At 65.5% G+C, this 23,602-nt stretch carries 25 protein-coding genes and 1 tRNA gene; 13 read left to right on the top strand and 13 right to left on the bottom strand.

What is annotated here, in order from left to right:
- Nucleotides 1–95 precede the first annotated feature (95 nt).
- Nucleotides 96–1,361: a cytochrome P450 gene (locus tag AABA86_RS23570; protein ID WP_212253594.1), complete on the bottom strand. Its 1,266-nt coding sequence runs from the start codon at nucleotides 1,359–1,361 to the stop codon at nucleotides 96–98.
- Between the two features lie 357 nt (nucleotides 1,362–1,718).
- On the opposite strand from AABA86_RS23570, the gene AABA86_RS23565 reads away from it, so the two are divergent.
- On the top strand, nucleotides 1,719–2,873 hold the full coding sequence (locus AABA86_RS23565; protein ID WP_338308608.1) for a DUF898 family protein: 1,155 nt from the start codon (nucleotides 1,719–1,721) through the stop codon (nucleotides 2,871–2,873).
- A 3-nt stretch (nucleotides 2,874–2,876) separates the two neighbouring features.
- A complete protein-coding gene (locus AABA86_RS23560; protein ID WP_338308607.1) occupies nucleotides 2,877–3,989 on the top strand; it encodes a M48 family metallopeptidase in 1,113 nt (370 codons plus the stop codon).
- A gap of 1 nt (nucleotide 3,990) precedes the next feature.
- Here the strand turns inward: AABA86_RS23560 and upp are convergent, their stop codons facing one another.
- The 3 genes from upp to AABA86_RS23545 are packed head-to-tail and all read right to left on the bottom strand — an operon-like array spanning nucleotide 3,991 to nucleotide 7,174.
- Nucleotides 3,991–4,620, bottom strand: a complete 630-nt coding sequence (gene upp / locus AABA86_RS23555; RefSeq protein ID WP_212253598.1) for a uracil phosphoribosyltransferase — start codon at nucleotides 4,618–4,620, stop codon at nucleotides 3,991–3,993.
- Between the two features lie 53 nt (nucleotides 4,621–4,673).
- Nucleotides 4,674–5,912: a URC4/urg3 family protein gene (locus AABA86_RS23550; RefSeq protein ID WP_338308606.1), complete on the bottom strand. Its 1,239-nt coding sequence runs from the start codon at nucleotides 5,910–5,912 to the stop codon at nucleotides 4,674–4,676.
- 5 nt (nucleotides 5,913–5,917) lie between these two features.
- The gene (locus AABA86_RS23545; RefSeq protein ID WP_212253601.1) at nucleotides 5,918–7,174 is read right to left on the bottom strand and encodes a GTP cyclohydrolase II; all 1,257 of its coding nucleotides are present in this window, start codon (nucleotides 7,172–7,174) and stop codon (nucleotides 5,918–5,920) included.
- A gap of 319 nt (nucleotides 7,175–7,493) precedes the next feature.
- Here AABA86_RS23545 and AABA86_RS23540 point away from each other — a divergent pair, with 319 nt between their 5' ends.
- A complete protein-coding gene (locus tag AABA86_RS23540) occupies nucleotides 7,494–8,618 on the top strand; it encodes a threonine synthase (RefSeq protein WP_338308605.1) in 1,125 nt (374 codons plus the stop codon).
- A gap of 169 nt (nucleotides 8,619–8,787) precedes the next feature.
- Nucleotides 8,788–9,594: a class I SAM-dependent methyltransferase gene (locus AABA86_RS23535; protein WP_338308604.1), complete on the top strand. Its 807-nt coding sequence runs from the start codon at nucleotides 8,788–8,790 to the stop codon at nucleotides 9,592–9,594.
- Between the two features lie 81 nt (nucleotides 9,595–9,675).
- Here AABA86_RS23535 and AABA86_RS23530 read toward each other — a convergent pair whose 3' ends face one another.
- Together AABA86_RS23530 and AABA86_RS23525 are read right to left on the bottom strand one after the other, a co-directional pair.
- Entirely contained in the window at nucleotides 9,676–10,491 is an 816-nt protein-coding gene (locus tag AABA86_RS23530; protein WP_212253608.1) for a DUF2927 domain-containing protein, read from the bottom strand.
- Nucleotides 10,492–10,697: 206 nt separating this feature from the next.
- Nucleotides 10,698–11,276 carry a L,D-transpeptidase gene (locus AABA86_RS23525; protein WP_018317212.1) on the bottom strand — a complete coding sequence of 193 codons (579 nt, stop codon included), beginning with the start codon at nucleotides 11,274–11,276 and terminating at the stop codon, nucleotides 10,698–10,700.
- A 360-nt stretch (nucleotides 11,277–11,636) separates the two neighbouring features.
- On the opposite strand from AABA86_RS23525, the gene AABA86_RS23520 reads away from it, so the two are divergent.
- Both AABA86_RS23520 and AABA86_RS23515 read left to right on the top strand, forming a co-directional pair.
- Nucleotides 11,637–13,184 carry an acetolactate synthase large subunit gene (locus AABA86_RS23520; RefSeq protein WP_338308603.1) on the top strand — a complete coding sequence of 516 codons (1,548 nt, stop codon included), beginning with the start codon at nucleotides 11,637–11,639 and terminating at the stop codon, nucleotides 13,182–13,184.
- 251 nt (nucleotides 13,185–13,435) lie between these two features.
- Complete coding sequence (locus AABA86_RS23515) at nucleotides 13,436–13,954, top strand: hypothetical protein (RefSeq protein WP_338308602.1); 519 nt, start codon at nucleotides 13,436–13,438, stop codon at nucleotides 13,952–13,954.
- A 188-nt stretch (nucleotides 13,955–14,142) separates the two neighbouring features.
- Here the strand turns inward: AABA86_RS23515 and AABA86_RS23510 are convergent, their stop codons facing one another.
- Entirely contained in the window at nucleotides 14,143–14,376 is a 234-nt protein-coding gene (locus AABA86_RS23510) for a DUF3551 domain-containing protein (protein WP_338308601.1), read from the bottom strand.
- Between the two features lie 263 nt (nucleotides 14,377–14,639).
- On the opposite strand from AABA86_RS23510, the gene AABA86_RS23505 reads away from it, so the two are divergent.
- The 4 genes from AABA86_RS23505 to AABA86_RS23490 all read left to right on the top strand — a co-directional run bounded on the left by AABA86_RS23505 (nucleotide 14,640) and on the right by AABA86_RS23490 (nucleotide 16,935).
- Nucleotides 14,640–14,972, top strand: coding sequence for a hypothetical protein (locus tag AABA86_RS23505; RefSeq protein ID WP_212253616.1), 333 nt, complete (start codon nucleotides 14,640–14,642; stop codon nucleotides 14,970–14,972).
- 146 nt (nucleotides 14,973–15,118) lie between these two features.
- The gene (locus AABA86_RS23500) at nucleotides 15,119–15,598 is read left to right on the top strand and encodes a hypothetical protein (RefSeq protein WP_338308600.1); all 480 of its coding nucleotides are present in this window, start codon (nucleotides 15,119–15,121) and stop codon (nucleotides 15,596–15,598) included.
- Nucleotides 15,599–15,650: 52 nt separating this feature from the next.
- Nucleotides 15,651–16,133 (top strand): transcription elongation factor GreA, encoded by a 483-nt coding sequence (gene greA / locus AABA86_RS23495; RefSeq protein WP_338308599.1) that lies wholly within the window; start codon nucleotides 15,651–15,653, stop codon nucleotides 16,131–16,133.
- A gap of 124 nt (nucleotides 16,134–16,257) precedes the next feature.
- Nucleotides 16,258–16,935 carry a hypothetical protein gene (locus AABA86_RS23490; protein WP_338308598.1) on the top strand — a complete coding sequence of 226 codons (678 nt, stop codon included), beginning with the start codon at nucleotides 16,258–16,260 and terminating at the stop codon, nucleotides 16,933–16,935.
- A 21-nt stretch (nucleotides 16,936–16,956) separates the two neighbouring features.
- On the opposite strand, the gene AABA86_RS23485 is transcribed toward AABA86_RS23490, so the two are convergent.
- Nucleotides 16,957–17,730 carry an SDR family NAD(P)-dependent oxidoreductase gene (locus tag AABA86_RS23485; RefSeq protein WP_338308597.1) on the bottom strand — a complete coding sequence of 258 codons (774 nt, stop codon included), beginning with the start codon at nucleotides 17,728–17,730 and terminating at the stop codon, nucleotides 16,957–16,959.
- A gap of 148 nt (nucleotides 17,731–17,878) precedes the next feature.
- Between AABA86_RS23485 and AABA86_RS23480 the strand changes: the two genes are divergently transcribed.
- Nucleotides 17,879–18,652, top strand: a complete 774-nt coding sequence (locus tag AABA86_RS23480) for an outer membrane protein (protein ID WP_212253632.1) — start codon at nucleotides 17,879–17,881, stop codon at nucleotides 18,650–18,652.
- Between the two features lie 184 nt (nucleotides 18,653–18,836).
- On the opposite strand, the gene AABA86_RS23475 is transcribed toward AABA86_RS23480, so the two are convergent.
- The 3 genes from AABA86_RS23475 to AABA86_RS23465 all read right to left on the bottom strand — a co-directional run bounded on the left by AABA86_RS23475 (nucleotide 18,837) and on the right by AABA86_RS23465 (nucleotide 21,089).
- A tRNA-Val gene (locus AABA86_RS23475) sits at nucleotides 18,837–18,911 on the bottom strand.
- Nucleotides 18,912–19,071: 160 nt separating this feature from the next.
- The gene (locus AABA86_RS23470; RefSeq protein WP_338308596.1) at nucleotides 19,072–20,364 is read right to left on the bottom strand and encodes a hypothetical protein; all 1,293 of its coding nucleotides are present in this window, start codon (nucleotides 20,362–20,364) and stop codon (nucleotides 19,072–19,074) included.
- A gap of 119 nt (nucleotides 20,365–20,483) precedes the next feature.
- A complete protein-coding gene (locus AABA86_RS23465; protein WP_018322430.1) occupies nucleotides 20,484–21,089 on the bottom strand; it encodes a DUF1134 domain-containing protein in 606 nt (201 codons plus the stop codon).
- Between the two features lie 139 nt (nucleotides 21,090–21,228).
- Here AABA86_RS23465 and AABA86_RS23460 point away from each other — a divergent pair, with 139 nt between their 5' ends.
- Nucleotides 21,229–21,714 carry a YHS domain-containing (seleno)protein gene (locus AABA86_RS23460; protein WP_212253637.1) on the top strand — a complete coding sequence of 162 codons (486 nt, stop codon included), beginning with the start codon at nucleotides 21,229–21,231 and terminating at the stop codon, nucleotides 21,712–21,714.
- Between the two features lie 6 nt (nucleotides 21,715–21,720).
- Here AABA86_RS23460 and AABA86_RS23455 read toward each other — a convergent pair whose 3' ends face one another.
- Nucleotides 21,721–22,503: a 3'(2'),5'-bisphosphate nucleotidase CysQ family protein gene (locus AABA86_RS23455; protein ID WP_338308661.1), complete on the bottom strand. Its 783-nt coding sequence runs from the start codon at nucleotides 22,501–22,503 to the stop codon at nucleotides 21,721–21,723.
- Nucleotides 22,504–22,733: 230 nt separating this feature from the next.
- Here AABA86_RS23455 and chpT point away from each other — a divergent pair, with 230 nt between their 5' ends.
- Entirely contained in the window at nucleotides 22,734–23,387 is a 654-nt protein-coding gene (chpT, locus tag AABA86_RS23450) for a histidine phosphotransferase ChpT (RefSeq protein ID WP_026202749.1), read from the top strand.
- On the opposite strand, the gene AABA86_RS23445 is transcribed toward chpT, so the two are convergent.
- A partial coding sequence (locus AABA86_RS23445; RefSeq protein WP_338308595.1) for a hypothetical protein occupies nucleotides 23,374–23,602 on the bottom strand: 229 nt, incomplete at its 5' end. The two genes, chpT and AABA86_RS23445, sit on opposite strands and share 14 nt — an antisense overlap.

Below are 23,602 nucleotides of genomic sequence, written 5' to 3'. Positions count from 1 at the left end.
GACTCTCTGCGATTCGGCTGTCGCCGTCTTCGGGGAGAGAGCCCCTCACCCCGACCCTCTCCCCGTAAGAACGGGGAGAGGGAGGGTTTTTCGTCTCACGCTGCAATCTTCACCGGCAGCTCTTCCAGGCCCTTTACGAAACTCGAATAGACCCGCTTGGGTTCGCCGACCACGTCGATATGATCGAACCGCTTCAAGATCTCTTCCCAGATGATCTTGAGCTGGAGTTCGGCAAGCCGCAAACCCACGCAGCGGTGAATGCCGAAGCCGAAGGACAGATGCGTGCGCGGGCGGGCGCGGTCAATGATGAATTCGTAGGGCTTCTCGATCGCCTCTTCGTCGCGGTTGCCCGAGACGTACCACATCACGACCTTGTCACCTTTCTTGATCTCCTTGCCCCGGAACTCGAAGTCGGCGAGCGCGGTGCGCCGCATATGCGCCAGTGGCGTCTGCCAGCGGATCACTTCGGGAACGAAGCTGTCGAGCAAAGCGGGGTTCTCGCGCAGCTTGCGATACTGCTCCGGATGCTGGCTCAGCGCATGAAGCGAGCCCGACATGGTGTTGCGCGTGGTGTCATTGCCGCCGACGATCAAAAGCACGAGATTGCCGAGGAAGTTCTTGGCGTCCATGTCACGCGTCGCGGCGCCATGCGCCATCATCGAGAGCAGGTCGCTCTTCGGCGGCTGCGCGATGCGCTCCTTCCACAGCCGCGCGAAATAGCCCGCGCATTCGGTCAGCTCGGCCTGACGCTCGTCCTCGGTGGCGACGAGGCCGTCGGGACCGGGAATGGTGGTCGCGATGTCGGACCAGCGCGTCAGCTTGCGGCGGTCCTCCCAGGGAAAGTCGAACAGCACCGCCAGCATCTGCGTCGTCAGCTCGATCGAGACCCGGTCGACCCAGTCGAACACCTCGCCGCGGGGCAGATTGTCCAGGCACTCGGCGGAGCGCTTGCGGATGTTGAGGGCGAGATTGTCCAGATGCGTCGGCGTGAACATCGGCGCCACGGTCTTGCGCTGCGCGGCGTGGCGCGGCGGGTCCATGGAGATGAAGCTCTCGCGGCGCAGGTCCGGATCGATGTCGCGGATGGTGATGCCGCCGAGGGAGGAGGCCGAGGAGAACACCGAATGGTTGGTCTCGATCTCCATGATGTCGTTGTAGCGCGTCACCGACCAGTACGGGCCGAACATCGAGTCCTTGCAGTAGTGCACGGGATCTTCGCGGCGCAGCCGATCGAAATACGGCCAGAACGTATCGGTCCTGAACAATTCCGGATCGCCCGGATCGAATTGCTCCAGCGGCAGTGTCGTGGCGCGCTCGCGAAGGGCGTCGAGCTTGGCCGCGCTCTCGATGGTCCCATGCATGACCGTTCTCCCTGGCATGTACCGCGCGTTCTCGTTGAATTCTGCGCTGCGGTATTTGATTTGCAATTACAGCCGGTTGTCTGCGCCGGAGCAAGGGAGAGTTTTGTCACATCCAACCTTTGCGAGAGGGTGGATGCGTAGCCCGGATGGAGCCCATGGGGCGGCGCGTTGCGCCGACCCACTAGCTCCATCCGGCGACAGGACCTCAATTAACGTGATCAGCCGCACACCCTTTGTCGTGAAATCGTGCCAGAAACCGACTGGAATCGAGGTAAATCGAACCCCGCCATCTTGGGGACCGACCAAGCTCTGATCTATAGTTTGACCCGATCAAGACCGCATCCCGAGGTTGCCGCCGTGAACGACATGCAATGGACCCCGATCGGCTCCGAGCCCTTACCGCCGCCGCTGCCGCCCACGCGGGTCGATTTCAGCGGTGACCGCTCCGAGTTCCGGAAAATGGTCACCAAGGGTGCCATGCTGGAGCTCGTGACCTTCGGCTTCTACCGGTTCTGGCTCGTCACCGACATCCGCCGTCATCTGTGGGCGAACACCGCGATCGACGGTGATGCCGCCGAATATACCGGCCGTGCCAAGGAGCTCCTGGTCGGCTTCCTGTTCGCGCTCGCGATCCTGGTGCCGATCTATCTCGCCTATTTCCTTGTTGGCATCGAGTTCGAGCGCTGGCAGGGCTTTGCCTCGACACCGCTGTTCATCGGCTTCTACGCCTTCGGCCAGTTCGCGATCTTTCGCGCGCGACGTTATCGGCTGACGCGCACGGTCTGGCGCGGCGTGCGGTTCTGGATGGACGGTTCGGGCTGGGCCTATTCGTTCCGCGCCATGATGTGGGGCTTGCTGGTGTTACTCACGCTCGGCCTGGCGCTGCCCTGGCGCGCGGCCGCGCTCGAACGCTACAAGATGCAGCACACCCATTACGGCGATCTCCGCGGCGATTTCGAGGGCGACGGCTGGACCTTCTTCAAGCGCGCCTGGTGGCTGTGGCTGCTCAGCCCGATCGCGCTGCTGATCTTCCCGCTCGCCCCGTTCTTCTATGCGGAATTCAGGGCGCGCGAGTGGCGCTGGTGGCTCGACGGCATCCGCATCGGCGGCGTCAGCCTGTCATCGCGATTGCCGCACGACGCGTTCTACGGCCTGTACTGGAAGGTGATCGGCTGGTGGACGCTGCTCTCGATGATTTTCTCCGCCTATCTCGGCGGCAGCGCCTTAGCGGTTGTCCAGCTGAGCGGCGTTCCCGCCGATCAGGTGTTCGGCTCGGACAATGCCGCCAGGAGCATCCCGATGGTGGTGATGATGGTGATCGGCTATCTCGCTCTGGCGCTTGCGATCAACATCGTCATGCGGGTCTATCTTCAGCGTGATCTCTGGGCCAAGGTGCTGGAGACCGTCGAGGTGCACGACATCGCGGCCGCGGCGGATGTGCGCGGCAGCGGTCAGCTTGCCAGTGCGCTCGGCGAAGGTTTTGCCGACGGGCTCGATGTCGCGGGATTCTGAGCTGTGACTGACGTGTTTGCCGAGGCGCCGGCGCAGTCCGCCAAGCCGACCATCTTCTTCGACGGCACGTCGAGCCGCCGGCGGCAGGTGATACTGACCTTCGCTGATGCGCTCGAAATCCTTGAGGAGGGCGGAACGCCGGTTCGCTGGGCTTATGCGGACATCCGCCGCGCCGACAGCCCGCCGGGAATCCTGCGTCTTGCCTGCACCACGGCGCCGCCGCTGGCGCGGCTCGAGATCCGCGACGCTGCGCTGGCCGCTGACGTGACCGTCCGCTGCACCCATCTCGACGAGCACCGGACCTCGCGCCGCGGCGTCGCAAAAATCGTCGGCTGGTCGGTGGCCGCTGCCGTCTCCATCGTCTGCGTCGTCTTGTTCGGCGTTCCGCTCGCCGCCGACCGGCTTGCGCCGCTGGTGCCGAAACCGATCGAGCGGCGCATCGGCGACGCCTCCGAAGTCCAGGTGAAGACCATCTTCGGCCGCAGCGTGTGCGAAGACCCCGCGGGCAAGGCCGCGTTCACCAAGCTGGTCAACCGCCTGCGCGATGCCGCCGGCCTCGACGACGATTCCATGACGGCCGGCGTGCTGCCGACCGCGGTGCCGAACGCGTTCGCGCTGCCCGGCGGCAAGGTCTACGTGCTGAGAGGCTTGCTCGACAAGGCGCAAAACCCCGACGAGCTCGCTGGCATCCTCGCCCACGAGCTCGGCCATCTCAAGCATTACGACAACATGCGCGGCCTGATCTACAACGGCGGCACCTCGTTCCTGATCGGCCTGTTGTTCGGCGACGTCACCGGCTCATCCGCCGTGATCTTTGCCTCGCGCAGCGTGGTCGAAGCCTCCTATTCGCGCGAGGCCGAGACTGCCGCCGATACGTTCGCGATCGAGGTCATGCACAAGCTCGGCCGCTCGCCGAAGCCCGCGGCCGAGCTGATGTTCCGCATCACCGGCAAGGAAGGCGGCTCCACGCTCACGTCGATCCTCGCCAGCCACCCGCTCACCGAGGACCGCCTCGCGCGCATGACCAAAGAAGACCGCCCGGCCTCCGGCCCGCCGCTGCTGACGGACAAGGAATGGCAGTCGCTGAAGGGGATTTGCGGCAGCGGGAAGGTCTGATCTACCGCGTTCCGTAGGCGCGGTCGCCGGCGTCGCCGAGGCCGGGCAGGATGAAGCCGTTCTCGTCGAGACCTTCGTCCACCGCCGCGGTCCAGATCGGCACGTCCGGATGCAAGCCGCGCAGCCGTTCTAACCCTTCCGGCGCGGCGATCAGGCAGGCGAGGCGGATGTCCTTTGCACCGCGCTCTTTCAGGCGGTCGATGGCGGCGACGGTCGTGTTCGCGGTGGCAACCACCGGGGTCACCACGATCGCGAGGCGCTCGCCGAGGTCGGAGGGCGATTTGAAGAAATACTCGACCGCCGCAAAGCTGTGCGGCTCGCGGTAGAGCCCGATATGGGCGACGCGCGCGGTCGGCACCAGATCCATCATGCCGTCGACGAAGGTGGTGCCGGCGCGCAGCATCGGCACGAACACCAGCTTCTTGCCGGCGATCTTGGCCGAGTGCATCGTCGCCAGCGGCGTCTCGATGACGGTGTCCGCGAGCGGCAAATCGCGCGTCACCTCATAGCACAGCAGCATGCCGATCTCCTTGATCAGCTCGCGGAACGACTTTGTCGAAATCGATTTGTCCCGCACCAGCGTCAGCTTGTGCTGCACCAGCGGGTGATCGACGATCGTGACGCCTTCCATGATCGGATGCTCCTGAAATTCATCGTTGCGCAATGGATCAACTTGCGGATGGACTAGAAAACCGTGCCGTCGCTGATCACCTTGAGCGGCGGCGAGCCGTCGGGCCGGCGCGCGAACGCAATGGCGCGGCCCGCGGCCCAGCTGCCGCCTTCCAGGATGCTGGCGAGCGGCAAGGTTTCGGGCGTGCGGCCGAGTTTTGCGCGAACCAGTTCTGCCAGCTTGTCGAGCAGTGCGACGGTGAGCGCGCGCCATTCCACGACGAGCAGCGAATCCACCGCATGCGCACGCTCGGCGTCCGCGGCATCGCGCAGGCGCAGCACCTCGTGATCGACGAACAGGCCGCCGTTACGGTATTCGGCAAGCCCGGTCAGGCCGTCGATGTCGGTGACATCGAGGCCGGCGCGCTGCAGCGGTTCGATCAGCGAATAGCTCAGCCATTGCGACAGCTTGTGCAGCGGCACGAGGCCGGCGGTCGCATCATCGGCCTTGATCGCCGGATGCCGCCAGCAATCGCCAAGCGGAATTTTTGCGAGCGCCAGCCGCGACGGCCAGATCGGGCCGAGCTGGTTCAGCACCGCGGACAGGATGGTGGGGGCTGCGATAGCGCCGCCCACGGCCTGTTCCGCGATGTAGTCGAACAGGCCGCCGGGCCGCGGCGTATCGTGCAGACCGAAAGCCTCGGCGTGGTTCGCAACATGCTCGCCCAGGCGCCGCAGCAGATTCGCACGCCCTTCGAGGCCGAGCAGAGGATTGGCATCGCTGACCTGAAACGCTGAGGTGAAGGAGGCGAGGGGCAGCTGTGCGAGCACATCCGCATCGGCCCTGAACGGCGCACGCGCATCGCCGGAAAAGAGCCCGCTCGCGAACATGTCGAGGCTCGCAATCGCAAGCCCCTCGGAGCGGCCGATGGCTTCGCCCGTCACCGCGTCACGATAGCGCCAAGCCGCGCCCGCGCCGGCGTCGAGCAGCACGCTGACGATGGCGAGGTCGAACTCCGCGCGCGCCCGCGCGGCGCGGTCCGGCCACGAAGCAGCCTCGGCAAGCCTCGCCCAGCGGTCGACGCCGCCAAGCACAAAATGCCGCCAGCGCGCATGGAACGGAATCTCCAGCGTCGGATAGGCCTTGCGCGTCACCGCGAGCACGGCCTCCGCGACGCCGTCCATCCGGTCGAGGTCGATCGTGAAGTGGCTCAAGCCGCCGGCAAGGCCGATCTCCAGCATCTGCCCGGCCCGCGCGCGCACCGCATCTGCGCTGAGCAGCGAGCGTGCCTGCAATTCCAAAGTCTCCGCCATCGCGATCAGTATTTTTCCAGCGAACGTCCGACCACGCCGTTCACGTCTTTCTCCGGCGCGATGTCGGTCGAGTAATAGCCGGCGGCTTTCTTCGCGGCGATCTCGACATGGGCATCGGCCGGAATCAGCTCCAGCGGGATCGGCACGCGCTCGACGATGTCGATGCCTTGCGAGGTCAGCGCGTCGTGCTTCATGTCGCTCATCGACAGGAAGCGGTCGATGCGCTTCAAACCGAGCCAGTGAATCGTGTCCGGCATCAATTGCTGGAAGCGCGCATCCTGGACGCCGGCGACGCATTCGGTGCGCTCGAAATAGGCGGCGGCCGCATCGCCGTCCTCCTGGCGCTTGCGTGCGTTGTAGACCAGGAATTTGGTGACCTCGCCGAGCGCGCGGCCCTCTTTCCGGTTGTAGACGACGAGCCCGAGCCCGCCCTCCTGCGCGCCGCGTGCGGATTCCTCGATGCCGTGGATCAGGTAGGGCCGGCAGGTGCAGATGTCGGAGCCGAACACGTCGGAGCCGTTGCACTCGTCGTGCACGCGGCAGGTGATCTTTGTGCGATGGTCCGGCAGTTTCGTCACATCGCCGAACATGTAGACCGTGGTGCCGCCGATCGGCGGCAGGAACACTTTCATGTCCGGCCGCGTGACGAGCTCGGGGAACATGCCGGCGGTCTGCTCGAACAGCGTGCGCCGCAGTTCGGTCTCACCGGTGCCGAAGCGCGCCGCAAGGCCCGGCAGGTACCAGACCGGATCGATCGCGATCTTCACCACGGAGACGCTGCCATTGGCATGCACGACCTCGCCGTCGGCACGCAGCCGCTTCGCAGCGAGCGCCTCGCGGATCTCGGGCAGGTCGAGCCGCGCCCGCGTCACGGCGATGCTCGGGCGGATGTCGGAGCCTTCTGCGATCTCCTTGCCGAAATTCTCGGCGACCAGATGCCCCCAGGGATCGAGCGCGACGATCTTGGTGGGATCGCTCCATTGCGGAAACGGCCCGATGGTCGCGGCTGGAAAGGTGTTGGTGAGGTCAGGGCGCCTGATCGGATCGAGCGCGCCGGCGGACACCGCGAGTGCGCGATACATCGCATAGGACCCGCCATGGCTGCCGATCACGTTGCGATCCCCGGCGCGCGACACCGTGCCGATGATCGGTCCGCGGCCGCGCGCATCGGCTGCGCCCCAGTGGATCGGGAAGGCGGCCTTCCGGCCCGGCTCCGGATGGGAGGTCAGGCGGATGTGGTCGGTACGGTTCGCGCGGCTCATGACCAAACTCCCAAAAAGCCAACGGCCCGCCGCTTGGACGGGCCTGGCTCGGTTGCGTTGCCGACGCGGAACACCGGCGACGCAATCCAACATATTGTAGCGGCCGGCGACGACAGACAAGTTAATCGTGCGGGGCGACCCAGAGGCCGTTCCCGCGCCCGTCCCGATCGGCGGACCACGCCGGAATGCTTCCTATATCTATGTAATCATTTGAATTTTTGAAGGGGCGGGCGGCCCCTCCGCCTCCGAACGGGCGACTGGATTAAACCCGCATATTCAGACATATCGACTGGATCGGCTGCCCGCCCCGGAGACCCCCATGCCCGCCAGCTACATCGATCCTCGCAACGGACAGCTCTATCCGCTCGACCAGCCGCGCTGGTGCTCGGACGAGCGCACGCCGCTTCTGGTGACGCCGGGGGCGGGGATCTCGCGCGAGGACATCGAGCCCCGCACGCGCTCGCTCTGGCGCTACCGGGCGGCGCTGCCGGTCGAGATCAAGACTCCGATCACGCTCGGTGAAGGCTGCACGCCGCTGGTGCAGCAGGACTGGGGCGAGTTGCGGCCGTTGTTCAAGCTCGAATGGTTCAACCCGACCGGCAGTTTCAAGGATCGCGGCTCGGCGGTGATGCTGTCGTTCCTGCGCCAGATCGGCGTCAACTCGATTCTGGAAGACTCTTCCGGCAATGGCGGCTCGTCGATGGCGGGGTTGGGGGCCGCCGGCGGCATGCGCGTGAAGATCTTGGCGCCGGCCTCGACCTCGCCGGCCAAGATCGCGCAGGTGCGGGCTTATGGCGCGACGGTGCAGCTCGTCGAAGGCCCGCGCGAGGAGTCCGAGGCCGAGGCCATCCGCCAGTCGAGCCAGACCTTCTATGCCAGCCATAACTGGCAGCCGTTCTTCCTCGAAGGCACCAAATCGCTCGCCTATGAGATCTGGGAAGATCTCGGTTTTCGCGCGCCCGACAACGTCATCGTTCCCGTCGGCGCCGGCAGCTCTCTGCTCGGATGCGCCTTCGGCTTCCGCGAGCTCATGAAAGCCGGCCAGATCGCAAAACTGCCGCGGCTGTTCGCGGCGCAGCCGCAAAACTGCTCGCCGATCGATGCGAGTTTTCAGGCCGGCGTCGATACGCCCGTCGCGCGCGAGGTGAACAAGACCATCGCCGAGGGCACCGCGATCAAGAATCCGCTGCGCCTGCGCGAGATCATCGCCGCCTTGCGCGAAAGCGGCGGCGGCACCGTCGCGCTCACCGAGGAGGAGATCGTCGCCGCGCTGCGCCGTCTTGCGCGGCAGGGCCTGTTCGCCGAGCCGACCAGCGCCAGCGCGGCGGCGGCGCTTGAAAAGCTCTCCGCCACCGGCGCCGTCAAGGCGACCGACACCACGGTCGCCGTCCTCACCGGCACCGGCCTGAAGGCCGCAACCACCGTCGCCGATCTCGTCCAGTAGGGTCCGATCTGTTGTGTTGCGGCGCGGCCCCGCGCGGGACGAGGCCGAAGCCGCTTTGGCGAAGCGAAGGCCCGGGCATCCGCGTTTCGCGGCGCCATGCGGACGCGTTGAACCTTCGGCGTCCGTCGCCAGCCTCATGGAGATCGAGCTCGTGCAAAGGGAGAGTTCCATGACCGCGCAGGATCCGTTTGCAGGTTTCAAGGCAGTCCAGAAGGAAGCCTGGTCGCTGTTCACGCCGATGGAAGTTTTCACGACACCGACCGCCGCCAGGCTCGTCGGCTTTGCCGGCGTTGCCGCCGGCCAAAGGCTGCTCGACGTCGGATGCGGCACCGGCGTGGTCGCGATCACGGCGGCGCGCCGCGGTGCGAAGGTCAGGGGTCTCGACCTCTCGCCGGTTCTGATCGAGCGCGCCCGCGAGCACGCGCAACTGATGAACCTCGATGTCGACTTCAAGGACGGCGACGCGGAAAGCCTGCCCTATGGCGACAACGAGTTCGACGTGGTGCTCAGCCAGTTCGGCCACATGTTCGCGCCGCGTCCGGACGTCGCGATCGGCGAGATGCTGCGCGTGCTGAAGCCCGGCGGCACCATCGCGTTCTCCACCTGGCCGCCGCATCTGTATGTCGGGCGGATGTTCGCGCTGATCGGCCGCCATCTGCCTCCGCCCGAGGGCGTGGCATCGCCGGTGTTGTGGGGCGATCCGAAGATCGTCGCCGAGCGTCTCGCGGGGAAAACGAAGGATCTCTCCTTCGAGATGGACATGATGACGCCGTCCGCTCTCAGCCCGCAGCATTTCCGCCGCACCATGGAAACGACGATCGGGCCTTTGATCAGGCTCGTCGCCCAGTACAAGGACGAGCCGGACAAGCTCAGGAGCTTCCGAGCCGAGTTCGAGGCGCTGATCTCGGAATATTTCGACGCCGGCCACAATGTGATGCGCCAGCAGTTCCTGATGTCGAAGGCACGGAAGGTGTGAGGCGCGTTTTACCGTGAGATTCGGCCCTCATGTGCGAGCCGCCAAAGCAGGCGTCTCGAACCATGGGGAGGGTCGTGCGGCTCACTCCTTCAGATCATTCACCTGCTTGACCCAGGTGCGCACGTCAGCGAGCACGGCGGGCAGCACCGCTTTGACCTCGGCCACGGTCATGCCGGGCTTGATGCGGGGATCGTACAAGAGGTTGAGGATGTACTGGTCGTAGACGTCGAAATAGCCCATCGAGACATTGTCGTTGAACATGGTCCAGGGCACGCTCGCGGTGTCGTTGATGGGCCCGAGCGATTGCAGCAACTCCTCATAGGCGCAGTCGAGGAAGACGAAATCGCCGTTGTCGACCGTGAGGATGACGTCGGAATGCTCGATCTCGAAATTGTCGTTCTTGCGGAAGCCGGACAGGCATTGCGGGTCGAGCGAGGTGCGGATCTCGCGCGCCTTCTCGGCGCCGTAGAAGCTGGAGATGGTGCGGAAGAGGTCGCGGTCGCGCACCAGCTTCACCCGCACATTGGCCGCTTCGGCGGTCGCGATCATGGCGATGTCGAGGTGCTGCACGCGATGGGCGATGTCGGCCACGACCTTGGCGAGCTGCGTCTTGCGGTCGGCGCGGTCGCTCTCGGCGTACACGCGCACCGGCCCGTCGAACTTGCGGATGCGGTCGACGCGGCCGGCGAGGTGATATTCGGCACCGAACGCCGTCTTCAGGAAGCCCTCGACGATCTCGCCGTCGGTGAAATTCTTCTTCTCGGCGCGCTGGCGCGAGGAGATCGCGGGCAATTCGCCGGCGACGGCCATCGTCGCGGTGTCAGGCGCAGCCACGAGCGCTGCGAGCGCGAGCAGGGCGATGCGAAGGCAAGGCGAGGGCGGGGCAAGTGCGCTCATCGTTGTGCGACGCTGCCGCATTCGCGTCGCGCGCACAAGACCGCAAATTCACGCGCCCTGCGGGTTCCCGGCGTTGTCTGTAGCAAGAGCGCTACAGGTGCCGTAGGGAGGGCAAAGGCGCAAAGCGCCGTGCCCACCATCTCAAAACCGTGGGCACGCCGGCGTTCGCGCGATCCTCCGGCTTTGCCCACCCTACGAGAGTTGCGTCAGTTGTTCAGCACCACCACCGTGGTACCGACCGAGACGCGGCCGTAGAGATCGCTGACGTCGTCATTGGTCATGCGGAAGCAGCCCGAGGACACCGCCTGGCCGATCGTCTCCGGCTCGTTCGAGCCGTGGATGCGATAGAGCGTCGAGCCCAAATACATCGCGCGCGCGCCGAGCGGATTCTCGACGCCGCCCTTCATGTGGCGCGGCAGGTCCGGCCGGCGGGCCAGCATCTGCGACGGCGGCGTCCAGTCCGGCCATTCCTTCTTGGCGGTGATCCTGTGCACCCCGCCCCAGCGGAAGCCGTCGCGGCCGACGCCGATGCCGTAGCGCAGCGCCTGGCCGTTCTGGAGCACCAGATACAGCCGCCGCTCGCTGGTGTTCACCACGATCGTGCCGGGAGCGTAATTGCCGTTGTACATGACGGTGGTGCGGGGGATCGGATTGGCGCCGGAACGGAAGAAGTTCGGGCCGCCGCCCATGATGTCGCGCGAGTCGAACTCTTCGGCGAACGCGCCGCCCGCCATGGCCGACAGCAGTGCGATGGCGGCAATCGGTGCGGCAAAAAACCGGATCATTGTTTCCCCCAGAAAAAATCGATTCAACAAAGGCCACAGGCCATATTTGCGGGCTTTTCGCAAGCCACGGCCCCGTGAGGGACATCATCCAGCACAGGCGTTATCAAATCGGCAACCATGCCATTTGCCGAAAAGCACCAGAGCGTTTTCAAGCGAAGTGGATACCGGTTCGCATCAAGAAAACGCGTCAAAACATGAGGCTAATACCCCGTTCCGACTCTATCGGAACGGGGTATTAGCCAAGCCGGCGCATTGCCGCGCGGGGCAGGGCCGCGATGCCGCCTATTGCTTTGACGGGACGAGCGAACAATGATTGATCGAACGGATCTTTGGATATTGCCGGTTGCGGGAGCAGAACGAATGAACGGTGCGGAAAGCCTGGTGCGGACGATGGTCAAGGGTGGGGTGGATGTCTGCTTCACCAACCCAGGCACCTCCGAGATGCATTTTGTCGCAGCGCTCGACCGCGTACCCGGCATGCGTTGCGTGCTCGGCCTGTTCGAGGGCGTGGTGACGGGTGCCGCCGACGGCTATTTCCGCATGAAGGGCCTGCCTGCCTCGACGCTGCTGCATCTCGGCCCCGGCCTCGCCAACGGCCTTGCCAATCTGCACAACGCCAAGAAGGCCAATTCCGGCATCGTCAACATCGTCGGCCAGCACGCCGTCTACCACATCGGCTTCAACGCGCCGCTGACCTCCGACATCGAGGGCCTGGCCCGGCCGATGTCGTCCTGGGTCCGCACCTCGCCGGATGCCAAATCGGTCGCCGCCGATGGCGCCGCGGCGATCGCCGCCGCCAAAAGCGCGCCGCCGCAGATCGCGACCCTGATCCTGCCCGCCGACACCGCCTGGAACGAGGCCGACGGCGTCGCCGAGGTCCCGGCCGAGCAACAGCGCGCGAGCTATTCACCGCAGGCGGTCGAGCAGGCCGCAAAAATCCTGCATGGCGACGGCGAGGGTACGCTGCTGCTGATGACCGGCAGCGCCCTGAGCGAGCAGGGCCTCGCGCTCGCCGAGCGCATCGCCGCCAAGACCGGCTGCACCGTGATGGGCCCGACCTTCCGTCCGAAGATGGCGCGCGGCCGCGGCCGCTATTCGATCGACCGCATCCACTACGTGATCGAGAACGCGCTGCCGATGCTGGCCAAGTTCCGTCACATCGTGCTGGTCGAGTCCGACGATCCCGTGGCGTTCTTCGCCTATCCGAACAAGCCGAGCATGCTCAAGCCCGAGGGCTGCGACGTGCATCGCATGACCTCCTGGGGCGAGAATTCGGTCGCAGCGCTCGAGGCGCTCGCCGGCGCGGTGAAAGCCAGCGCCAGGGACGTCAAGCCGCAGGCGTCGCAGGAGCTGCTCAAGCCGACCGGCGCGCTGACCCACGCCTCGATCGCGCAGTCGATTGCGTACGCGATCCCCGAGAATGCGATCCTGGTCGACGAGTCTCTCACCACCGGCCGCGCCTTCTTCCCGCCGACCGCGGCCGCCGCCCCGCACGACTGGCTGCAGAACATGGGCGGCTCGATCGGCTTCTCGACGCCGCTGTCGATCGGCGCCGCGATCGCCTGCCCCGACCGCAAGGTGATCTGCATGGTCGGTGACGGCAGCGCGATGTACACGATCCAGTCGCTGTGGACCCAGGCGCGCGAGAACCTCAATATCGTCACCATCGTGTTCGCCAACCGCATCTACCAGATCCTGCGCGGCGAGTTCGACAATGTCGGCGCCGGCGAGCCCGGCCAGCGCGCCAACGACATGCTTCGCCTCGACCGCCCGACGCTGGATTTCGTCGCACTGGCCAAGGGCATGGGCGTGCCCGGCCGCGCCGTCACCAATGCCGACGAGTTCAACAAGGCGCTGGCCGAGGCCGTCGCCGAGCCGGGGCCGCGGCTGATCGAAGTTCAGATGTAGGATGCGTCTTACCTCTCCCCGCTCTTCCGCGGGGAGAGGTCGGATTGCATCGAAGATGTAATCCGGGTGAGGGGCAAGGCAGGCTCCAAGTCCAGGCAAGACACCATCCGACTCGCACGTCGCGCGCGTTCGACCTATCATTCCAACCGGATTTGCGGAGGCGGCCCCTCACCCCACCCTCTCCCCGTAAGAACGGGGCGAGGGAGCGAGAGACCGCTCGGGACGCAAAGTGGAATGAGCCCGGAGGCACGATGCAGACCGAGCTGAACAAGGTGATCGCGGCGCTGCGGGACTTCTACGCCCACGAGGGCTTCCTGTTCGAGAAGGACATCGGCGAGCGCGCGGTCACCCACCGCTTCGCCGTGCATCTGGAGAAGCAGTTCGCCGGCTGGTCGGTCGACTGCAACTACGACCGGCTCGGCGAGCGCACGCTGCATCTGCCGCACGGCACCATCATCTCGACCGACGATCATCTGGGCAAGTCGATCTACCCCGACGTCGTCGTGCATCAGCGCGAGATCCCGAACAATCTGCTCACGGTGGAGATCCGCAAGGCGAGCAATCACACGCCGCTGGAGCACGACCAGCACAAGCTGCGGGCGCTGACCGACGTGCATGTCTGGTTTCCGTACTGGGTCGGCTTGCTGCTGGTGCTGGACAAGCACCATCCGACGATGTCGGAGGTCTATGTCAGCGGCGCCGTGGATCAGCCGCTGTCGCGCTGGTTCGCAACGCGGCTTGCGGAAATCGGCCTCGGGACCGGCGCCTAAAGCATGATCCGGAAAAGTGCGCAGCGGTTTTCCGAAAAGATCATGCTTGAACAACAATCTGAAGCGCGCGGTAAGGTCGGATCGATCACTTGCCACAGAAGAGGTGCTCTCCCTCTCCCGCTTGCGGGAGAGGGCTGGGGAGAGGGTGTCTCCCCGATGGGACACTCCCGATGAGGGGACAGCCTCACTCAGTAATGATACGGCTGCGAGTACGCGTAGCGCGGGTTGATGCCGCAATAGGACGATGTTCCGGAGGCCGTGGCGGCACATTGCTGGTAGCTGGCGAACTGGCAGTTGCCGGGATAGCCCCAGCTGCGGCCCTGCAGGCAGTATCGGTCGCTTCCGGCCTGGGCCGGGGCCGCCGACAATGACGCGGCGATCAGCGTTGCGAACGATGCAAGCGTGAGGATGGTGCGACGCATTTCGATCTCCTTCAATGGTAGGGTGGAACGGCCGTGTCTTGGTCGGCGTTCCCGTGGCCTGTCTGACGCGAGGTCCTGCTGTGTTGGTCTCCGCGGCGCCGGATGCGTTCGAAGCGAGGTACATCGTGACGCAGCCGGCGGCTCGCACTGTGATCTCGGCCACAGTTCGCGCACGGGTTCCGACCTATCCTCGGCGAACTTGCACGCCTCGATCCGGTGGGACTAGGCTTGCCTCATTCGGATCAAGGCATTTGGAGGTTCTGATGCAGAAATCATATTTGCTGGCTGCAGTGGCAGCGCTGGCGCTCATGACGCAAACATCGCTCGCGCTGGCCCAAACCGCGCCGGCTGCCGGCGGAGCCGCGGCGCCTGCGGCGACAACAGCCGCGCCGGCCGCGACGACGCCGAGCGCAACCACCGACACGCCCAGCCAGCCGACCGACTCCAAGAAGAGCGCGTCGAAGAAGCCGGCGAAGAAGAAGATGACGCGGCAGCAGGAGATCGACCATTCGGTCGACAGCGGCACCGTGCCCGCGCGCTATCGCAGCTCGGTGCCCAAGCAGTACCAGCAATATATCCCGTTCGATAAGCAATAACGGGTCGCACGGCAGCGCGACGCGATCAGCCGTTGCGCCGCCGGTGCCTGGCCAATTGGGCCCCTGGCCGGTCGGCTGCCAATGTCACATCCCCGGTGGCGGTCTGCGAGAGCAGTGCTAGAGTAGGCCGAAGCCTGGGGGGAATGATGAGTGACGACGTGAAGGATGCTGGCCTTGTGGCCATGATCAGCAGCATCCTTGGAGGCAACAAGCGCGCAGACAGTGTTGCACCGCCGCCGCTCACCGAGGGTCCGCCGACAGTGCCGTCGAACGGAGCGGACGCGGCGCCCATCCCTGAGGCGGCGTCGACCGGGCCGGAAGATGTAGCCGACGCTGCGCCGGCCATTGTGGAACCGGTCGCGCAGCCTGCGAAAATCGTCACGACGCGGGATGGCAAGCAGCTGCTGCCGGCAGAAGTGATCGCCGATCTCGTGCTCGGCGAGCTGCGCAAGCTGGAGAATTTTCCCGCGACCGGTGCCTCGGTCACGGTCTATGGCTACCGGCACTGGAATGCCATGATCACCTTTGCGCCGTTCTCGACCAATTTCCAGAACGCGACGCGGTTCCGCCAGGCCATGCCGGACCTCGTCTTCAAGCTCCGTCGTTTCGTCGAACTTGAGATATAGATAAGGCGGCGGCGCCCTGCGCCGCCCCCGGACAGTTCGACAGGATTTTGCATTGAGCGTCGCCTTTACCAAGGAAGAAAGCGCCGAAACCGCGTCCGAGACGCTGTTGCCGGATCGCCCGATCTCGCCGCATCCCAACCTCGTGACAGAAGCCGGCCTGCAGGCGTTGCAGACGCAGCTCCAGCACGCCCGCGAGGCCTATGAAGCCGCGCAAGCCGTCGAGGACGTCAACGAAAAGCGCCGGCAATCGGCGGTGCCCTTGCGCGACGCCCGCTATCTGACGGAACGGTTGCGCACCGCGCAGGTCGTTCCCGATCCGGTCGCGACCGACGTCGTCGCCTTCGGCAGCACCGTGACCTTCAGCCGCTCTGATGGCCGCGTGCAGACCTATCGCATCGTCGGCGAGGACGAAGCCGACCCCAAGGCGGGGACGATCTCGTTCGTCGCTCCGGTCGCGCGCTCGTTGATGGGCAAGGCGGTCGGTGACGTCGTGGGGGCGGGCGCGCAGGAGATCGAGATCTTGTCGATCGCGTAGGGGCGGAGCGCGGCGAGGATTGCGTGGCAAACGGCGCTATCGACAGGAGCAATCTCATTCGCCTAATGCATGATCTGGAACAGCGCGAGGCCGTCGTCTCCGCCAAACGAAGCTTGATGGTTGGATGAGACGGTTTTTGTCGGGAGCGTTGCCGTTCTACGCGCTGGCTCTACTAGCCATGTGCATGTACCTCGTCCTGTACAGGACTGCTCTCTTCGACCTGAACGCCATCGTTCATGGCGCGACCGGATCGGCATGGTTTCCGGCCTTCATGTTCGTCTGCGTGCTGCTTGAGTCGGTCTTCCCGTATTTCGGCTATTTTCCCGGCACCGCGCTCATCCTGATGTCCGTGGCGCTCAGTCCGAAGTCCGTGGATGGCTCTGTCTTCATCGCGGCGTGGCTCGCCATCATCCTGGGCGCGGTTCTCAGCTATGGACAGGCTCGTTTCTTCAGGCCGTTCCTGCAGCGGGTGGCCTCGAAGGCGGCACTGCGCCGCTGCGAGTCCCTGTTTGACGCCTATGGCGCTTACGCGCGCATTGCCTTGTTCGTTCATCCCAACGCCTGCGCGATGTATTTCACGGCGCTCGGACTTCTCGGTCGCAATTTGACGCGGGAGCTCGCTTATCTCTGCGCGGGTGCAGCGGCCGCCGTGGGCATTCTGTTCGTCATCGTGACCAGGCTGGTGTCGTCGGTCGGCCCCACCGATGATGGGCAATTGCAGCTGCTGCTGGCCGCCGCGCTGGTTGCGATCGGAACCCTCGTCGGTCTCTACACGGCTTGGCGGCCGGGGCAGGTGGCGTGAAGCCTGCTCCGTCATCGCGCTTTACGCCTCGGGCAACTCAACGCCCGTCAGCTTGCTTAGGTTACCGATGAGCTCGTCCTGGAACTGCGGATCGGTCGCCTCGCCGGCGGGCTCCTCCTGCCGCAAGTGATGCCAGTAGCGCCCGCTGACCAGGGCCGCGGAATCCGCGCTCACCGCTAGCCAAGTCTGCGTCCGCTGTCCGGTGTCGATATCGACCGGCGCGCCCGCGCCGCCCATCCTCGTGCGGACCCAGCCGGGATCGACGGCGTTGCTCAGGACCTTCGGCCAGCGCCGCGCCAGCGCGAAGGCCAGCGCGACCACGTGCAGCTTGCTCTCGGCATAGGCCTTGGCCGAATCCCAGGGACGCCTGGTCCAGTCGAGGTCGTCGAGCGAGCCCTCTCCACCGCGGTGCAGCCCGCTGCTGAGATACACCAATCGGCCCGGCCGTTCGATCAGCGCCGTCAGCATGTACGGCGCAAGCGTGTTGATGGCGAGAGTCTCGGCATGGCCTTCCGGCGTCGCGCCGCGGCCGGGCCGCGTGTAGACGCCGGCGTTGTGGATGATCGCGTCCATGCGCCCGATCGCATTGACCTGGTCGGCGATGCCCCTGGTCTCGGCCGCACTCTTGAGATCGCCGACCACGATCCCCTGGCAACGCGACCTCAGCTCGCCGAGCGCGTCGCTGCGATCGGCCGAGCGTGCATGCAGCACCACGCGGTGTCCCTGTTCAAGCAGTGATTGCGCCGCTGCCCGGCCGAGGCCATCGGTGCTGCCGGTGATGAAGATGGTCGCCATGCGGTTCTCCTCGGATATTTCAGCGCGCACTCTATGGCCCCTGCCGTGGCAAAGTCGCCCCAGGATGTTGCATGCCGATCACATGCAACCACCCGAAAAGCGATAAGATCAGGCCAATTGCATGACGCATGACATTCGGGGGACGCTGATGAAGAAGTTCCTGCTTTCCGTCGCAGCATTCGGAATGGCCTGCACAGGCGCAGGCGCCGCCGATCTCGCGGCGCGTCCCTACACCAAGGCGCCGCCGATGGTCGCCGCCGTCTACGATTGGAGCGGCTTCTACATCGGCGTCAACGGCGGCGGCGGATCGAGCCGCAAGTGCTGGGATCTGATTTCCCCCGGTCTTGGCACTATCGTCCCGGAAGGGTGCCACGATGCCACGGGCGGCACGGCGGGCGGGCAGATGGGATTTCGTTGGCAGTCCGTCAACTGGGTGTTCGGCATCGAGGGCCAGGGCAACTGGGCCGACTTCACGGGCGACAACGTCAGCACGGTGCTTTTCCCGCCGACCGGTCTTCGTAATCGGTCCAAGATTGAAGGCTTCGGCCTGATCACCGGGCAGGTCGGCTATGCCTGGAACAATGTCCTGCTGTACGTGAAGGGCGGCGGCGCGGCGGTGGCCGACAAATACCGAACCAACGACGTCGTCACCGGCGCGGAATTCGATCGGACCAGCGAAACGCGTTTTGGTGGGGTCATCGGCGCGGGCCTTGAATTCGGCTTTGCTCCGAACTGGTCGCTGGGTGTGGAGTACGACCACATCTTTCTCGGCCATCGCGATGTCACGTTCGCCGCCACGGGCGGTTTTGGTGGTGTGACCGCCGGCGCCTTCACGCGCAGGGAGCGGATCGGCCAGGACGTCGACATCGGGCTCGTGCGATTGAACTACCGCCTTGGCGGTCCCATCATCGCGAAGTACTAGCCGATTCGGGAAAGCCGTAACTCCTTGATCCGACTGGCGTCGGCTACTGTGCATGGGGTTGTTTTCGAGATTTCGACGGAGCAGGAGCAAGACGCCCCAGTCCGTCGACGCTCTTCGAGCTATGCCGGACACGCTTCGCCATCATTGGGCGTGGCTGCGCCACGCGAAGCCTTTTGGCGAAGCATGGTGGGCGCACAAGGGATCGAACCTTGGACCTCTCCCGTGTGAAGGGAACGCTCTCCCGCTGAGCTATGCGCCCGGGACCATCATGCAGACGGCCGGACCTGTTCGGCCGGCCGGCGCATCGGAGCCCGCGATTTAGAAGTGCGGGCTTAAGGTGTCAAGTTTCCAGGCGCCGCGGGGGCGGAAAACCTTGGCCCGGTCGCGCAATTCGCTGGCCCGGCCGGATTTCGGGCTGCTTATGCGCCCTGCTGGCGGGCCCGGGAGGCGTGGGCCTGCAGCGCCCGGATGCGCTCGGCCAGCGTTCCGCCGCCTTCGGGCAGGCTCGGCGCGCCATTGGTCGCGGCGTCGTTGGCCGGGCGCGGCGCCGGCTTCGGCGGCTGGCCGGCCTCGGCCGCGAGCAGCGCCTCGATCGGCGAGTTCGGGCCTTCGAGCTGCATCGCGAGTTTTGCGACTTCGGCGGCGATGTCGTTGATGCGCTCGCGGAGCAGCGCGTTCTCCATGCGCTCGGTCGCCCAGGAGCTTTCCGCCTGCTGCTGGATCGCGTTGATGTCGCGCTGGAGTTTGGCGCGCTCGTCGCGGGCGGTGCGCAGCTGCTCCTCCAGCGCCGCCTTTTCCGCGCGCAGCGCTTCCATGGCGGCCGACGACTTGCCGCCGCTCAAGGCTGCGATCTCGACCCGCAGCTCCTTGACGGTGCGTTCGGCGCCTTCATTGGCCTGACGGAGCTGGTTGTTCTCATAGTCGCGCTCGGCGAGCAGCTTGCCCTGCGTGGCGAGCCGTCCCTCGAGGTCGGCGACACGGCCCGACAGCATCTCGGCTTCCTTCACCTGTCCGATCAGCTGGCGATCGAGCTCGGTGACGCGCTGGCTCAGATTCTCGACCCGGCCGCGGGCATCGCCGAGCTCGCGCGAGGCGGTCTCGGATTCGGTGCGCTCCTGCGCAAGGCGGGCTTGGGTGGCGGCAAATTCCTTCTCGGCATCGCCGACGCGGTTCTTCAATTCCTCGATCTGCGCGCGCACCGCGACCAGCTCGACCTGGCGGCTCTCCGCCATCATCGAGCGGTCGGACAGTTCCGAGTTGATCTTGGCGAGCTCGCCCTGCTTGTCGGTCAGCGCGTTCTCGGCGGCGCGCAGGGCCTCGGTCTTGGCGTTGAATTCCTCTTCGGTGGCGCGGAGCTGCTCCTTCACCGCCTTCTCGCGCGCCTCGAGCGCGAAGATCGTGGCGTTCTTCTCGCCAAGCTCGATCTTCATGCGGTTGATGGCGTCGCTCTTCTTGCCGAGCTCGGCGAGCTGGCTCGTGGTCTTGTTCTTGAGCTGGTCGACGCTCATCTCGAGCCGCCGCGCCGACATGGCGAATTCGGCGCGGAGCTGGTCCTTGTCGGCCTGGATCTCGGCCATCGACAGCGGCGTTGCGGCCTCCAACCGGCGCGTGGTCAGGCGCACAGCGCGGTTATGCACCAGCGGCACGATCGCGAGCCCGCACAGCATCGAAAGCAGGAAACCGATCGCCAGGTACATGATCGGTTCGACCATGGGGCAGAACTCCGGAGCTTAAGGAAAAATTCACCAACGACCATGCCATGGCGGGCCGGCAAAAAGCCAGCCCCGCTCTGTCGTTAACCTTGATCCGCAGCTGGATGGAGGAGGGGAGCCTAGAATGGGTTCCAGGTCGCTCGCGGCGTGTATTTGAGATAGCCGATATTGGCGCCCAGCCGCAGGCCGAGCCCGGAGCGGATCGGCACCAGCACGATGTTGTTGGCGGTGAGCGCCGTCATGCCGAAGCCGCCGATGATGTAGGCCGAGCCGTCGAGGCCGGCGAAGCGCTGGTAGATCGCGTTGGTGGCGGGCAGGTTGTAGACCAGCGTCATGGTGCGCGCGCCGTCGCCGCCCCAGTCGAAGCCGAGCGAGGGGCCCTGCCAGTAGACGCGCAGATCCCCGGCGTTCTTGGTGTAGAGCGTGCCTTCGCCATAGCGCAGGCCGGCGACGAACGCGCCGGAACCTTCCTCACCCAGGATATAGCCGTTGGGCAGGCCCCATTGGCTGATCGCCTTCTCGATGATCGAGGCGAGCCCGCGCGAGACGTTGCCGAAGAAGCGGTGTCCGGCACCGACGAGCTCGTCCGGCCCATAGGTGCTGGGCGTCGGGGTCCGCTGCGGCGGCGGCAGATTGGGCGGCGGCGCCTGCTGGGCGGAGGCCGGCACGATCCAGCCGACCATCGCGGCAAGCGCGAGCGCAGCAAGGCGTGATGCGAAAGTCATAAAAGAACCCCTGGTACCGAAACCGGTCGCTTCCTTAACCTGACGCCAACAGGCGCGGCTCTAGGTTGCGCCGGATGTCCCCTCGACTCGGATGTTATCCGCAGCAACTATGACGGCACAACGGCAGGAAGATAGCCCTTTGCGCCCCGGAATTGCCTTGATCGGCCTCCTCGTCTGCCTGCTGTCGGGCATATGGCTCAGCGGCTCGGTCATGCCGGCCGGGGCTGCCACCACCGAGCGGGTCGTCGTCAACCGCTTCACCGGCGTCGCCATCGAAGGGTTCGACCCCGTCGCCTATTTCGTCGAGGGGACGGCCATGCAGGGCACGGCGGAGTTCGAGGCGAACCTCTGGGGCGCGGTCTGGCGCTTCCGCAACGAGGGCAACCGCGCCTCCTTCCTGGCCCATCCCGAAATCTATGGGCCGCAATTCGGCGGCTACGACCCCGCCGATATCGCCCGCGGGGTGACCATTGCCGGCAATCCCCGCTTCTTCGCGATCGTGGCGCAGCGGCTCTATCTGTTCAGCCGGGAAGCCAATCGCGATGCCTTCGCCGCCGACCCCGAGCGGTTCCTCTATGAAGTCGGCAAGCGCTGGCCGGCCCTTCAGGAACAGCTCAGTCAGTAGCGGCTTTCAGAGACTTGCCGCCTGCGGGTCGCCCCAGGCGATGAACTCCGGGATGATGAAGCCGCTGGCGTGCCGCTCGCCGAAGCGGAGCTCGCCGCCCTTGCCGTCGGTCACCCTGCCGCCGGCCGCGGTCACGACCGCCGAGCCGGCCCCGACGTCCCATTCACAGGTGGGCCCGAAGCGGGGGTAGATGTCGGCGCTGCCTTCCGCGATCCGGCCGAATTTCACGGCCGAGCCGACCGTCCGTCTGACGGCGTTGGGCCTGCTATCGATGAACGCTTCGCTCCTGGGATCGCCATGCGAGCGGCTCACCGCCGCGATCCAGGGCTCGCCTTGCGCCGGCAGCTTGCGGGTGTGGATCGGCTCGGCCGCGCCGATGGTAGCGCCGTCAAAGCTCACGCGCTCGGCGCCGCGGCCGACGATGCCGCGCCAGAGCAGGCCGAGCGCGGGCGCAGCTACGATGCCGAGCAGCGGCACGCCTGATGTCACCAAAGCGAGGTTGACGGTGAACTCGTCGCGACCGGCGACGAACTCCTTGGTCCCGTCGAGCGGATCGATCAGGAAGAAGCTGCCCTCAAACGATGGCGAGGCAAGCTGGGTCCGCTCTTCCGAGAGCGTCGGAACGTCGCCCGCAAGCTGGGCCAGGCCGTCCGCGATGATATGGTCGGCGGCGAGGTCCGCCTCGGTGACCGGCGAGCCGTCCTGCTTGCCGTCGATCCGCATCGCCGCGCGGTTGACGCCGAGGATCGCCTCGCCCGCCTTCACGACCAGCGCGGTGAGCGGCTCCATCAACCGGGATGCGGCCTCGGCGTCGATGATCCTCACCTGTGTGCCTCATTCGTCAGCAAGTCTCGCCCCTCTCAGTTGATTCGCCCGCAGCCCTTTATGGCCGCTTCGAACCTATCGCAAGCTAGCTGCCACGGGCTGGCGAATGTTAGAACCCGCAGCATCCGTCGAGCATGCGTGATTCGCGGCGTCCAGCGCCGTGCAATTTCAGGAACCCTCCAGGACCCCTTTATATGTCTGACGCCTCGTCGCCCGCGACTGCTACTGCTCCCGATATGCTCGAACTCGCAGCGCTGCTGTGCTCGCGGGTCTGCCACGATCTCATCAGCCCCGTCGGCGCCATCGTCAACGGGCTCGAAGTGCTCGACGACGATCCCAAGCCGGAAGACCGCGAATTCGCGCTCGACCTGATTCGCAAGAGCGCCAAGACCGCCTCAGCCCGGCTCCAGTTCTGCCGTCTCGCCTTCGGGGCGGCCGGCTCCTCCGGCGCGCAAATCGATCTCGGCGATGCCCAGACCATGGCGCGCGGCCACATCGAGGATGGCAAGTGCTCGATCACCTGGAATCTGCCGCGGCTCCTGCTGCCGAAGAATCGCGTCAAGCTGCTGCTCAACATGCTGGTCGTGTCCCAGCACACCATCCCGCGCGGCGGCATGCTGACGATCGACCCGATCGGCGAGGGCGAAACGATGAGCTTTCGCATCACCGCGACCGGACATAATGCGCGCCTGCCGCAGAACATCTCCGAGCTCTTGAGCGGCGAGCGCGGCCCTGCCGCGGATGCGCATGCGATCCAGCCTTATTACACGCGGCTGCTGGCGCAGGCCTGCGGGCTCACCGTGACGCTCAAGCCGGAAGGCGAAGCCATCATCATTACTGCTTCGTAAACGCGCGCAGCGCGCTCGGTATCTTAATCAAATCTTTACGAGGCGCTTCGGCTTGTCCGGAGCGCCTTATCTCTTTGTTGGTTCCGTTCTTTTGCACATACTCAACCAATATTAAACGCTTTGCGGTGAAGCTGGCCCCATTCCGAATAGGCGCATCACAATTCGTGCGTGCCCTCCCTGTATGAAGGCCTGTTTTCATGGATGATCTGTTGCGG

Source organism: Bradyrhizobium sp. TM233 (assembly GCF_036247965.1).
GTDB classification, from domain to species: domain Bacteria; phylum Pseudomonadota; class Alphaproteobacteria; order Rhizobiales; family Xanthobacteraceae; genus Bradyrhizobium; species Bradyrhizobium ottawaense.
Note: the sequence above shows the minus strand (reverse complement) of the source record. Positions and strands in the feature narration are given on the sequence as shown.

Coding starts and splice junctions, on each gene's coding strand:
- AABA86_RS23505 (WP_212253616.1), top strand. CDS start 14,640: ATGCAGAAATCATATTTGCTGGCTGCAGTGGCAGCGCTGGCGCTCATG.
- AABA86_RS23455 (WP_338308661.1), bottom strand. CDS start 22,503: ATGGAGCCGCTCACCGCGCTGGTCGTGAAGGCGGGCGAGGCGATCCTC.
- AABA86_RS23470 (WP_338308596.1), bottom strand. CDS start 20,364: ATGGTCGAACCGATCATGTACCTGGCGATCGGTTTCCTGCTTTCGATG.
- chpT (WP_026202749.1), top strand. CDS start 22,734: ATGTCTGACGCCTCGTCGCCCGCGACTGCTACTGCTCCCGATATGCTC.
- AABA86_RS23480 (WP_212253632.1), top strand. CDS start 17,879: ATGAAGAAGTTCCTGCTTTCCGTCGCAGCATTCGGAATGGCCTGCACA.
- AABA86_RS23535 (WP_338308604.1), top strand. CDS start 8,788: ATGACCGCGCAGGATCCGTTTGCAGGTTTCAAGGCAGTCCAGAAGGAA.
- AABA86_RS23550 (WP_338308606.1), bottom strand. CDS start 5,912: ATGGCGGAGACTTTGGAATTGCAGGCACGCTCGCTGCTCAGCGCAGAT.
- AABA86_RS23530 (WP_212253608.1), bottom strand. CDS start 10,491: ATGAGCGCACTTGCCCCGCCCTCGCCTTGCCTTCGCATCGCCCTGCTC.
- AABA86_RS23500 (WP_338308600.1), top strand. CDS start 15,119: ATGAGTGACGACGTGAAGGATGCTGGCCTTGTGGCCATGATCAGCAGC.
- AABA86_RS23490 (WP_338308598.1), top strand. CDS start 16,258: ATGAGACGGTTTTTGTCGGGAGCGTTGCCGTTCTACGCGCTGGCTCTA.
- AABA86_RS23510 (WP_338308601.1), bottom strand. CDS start 14,376: ATGCGTCGCACCATCCTCACGCTTGCATCGTTCGCAACGCTGATCGCC.
- AABA86_RS23515 (WP_338308602.1), top strand. CDS start 13,436: ATGCAGACCGAGCTGAACAAGGTGATCGCGGCGCTGCGGGACTTCTAC.
- AABA86_RS23540 (WP_338308605.1), top strand. CDS start 7,494: ATGCCCGCCAGCTACATCGATCCTCGCAACGGACAGCTCTATCCGCTC.
- AABA86_RS23485 (WP_338308597.1), bottom strand. CDS start 17,730: ATGGCGACCATCTTCATCACCGGCAGCACCGATGGCCTCGGCCGGGCA.
- upp (WP_212253598.1), bottom strand. CDS start 4,620: ATGGAAGGCGTCACGATCGTCGATCACCCGCTGGTGCAGCACAAGCTG.
- AABA86_RS23520 (WP_338308603.1), top strand. CDS start 11,637: ATGAACGGTGCGGAAAGCCTGGTGCGGACGATGGTCAAGGGTGGGGTG.
- AABA86_RS23525 (WP_018317212.1), bottom strand. CDS start 11,276: ATGATCCGGTTTTTTGCCGCACCGATTGCCGCCATCGCACTGCTGTCG.
- AABA86_RS23545 (WP_212253601.1), bottom strand. CDS start 7,174: ATGAGCCGCGCGAACCGTACCGACCACATCCGCCTGACCTCCCATCCG.
- AABA86_RS23570 (WP_212253594.1), bottom strand. CDS start 1,361: ATGCATGGGACCATCGAGAGCGCGGCCAAGCTCGACGCCCTTCGCGAG.
- AABA86_RS23465 (WP_018322430.1), bottom strand. CDS start 21,089: ATGACTTTCGCATCACGCCTTGCTGCGCTCGCGCTTGCCGCGATGGTC.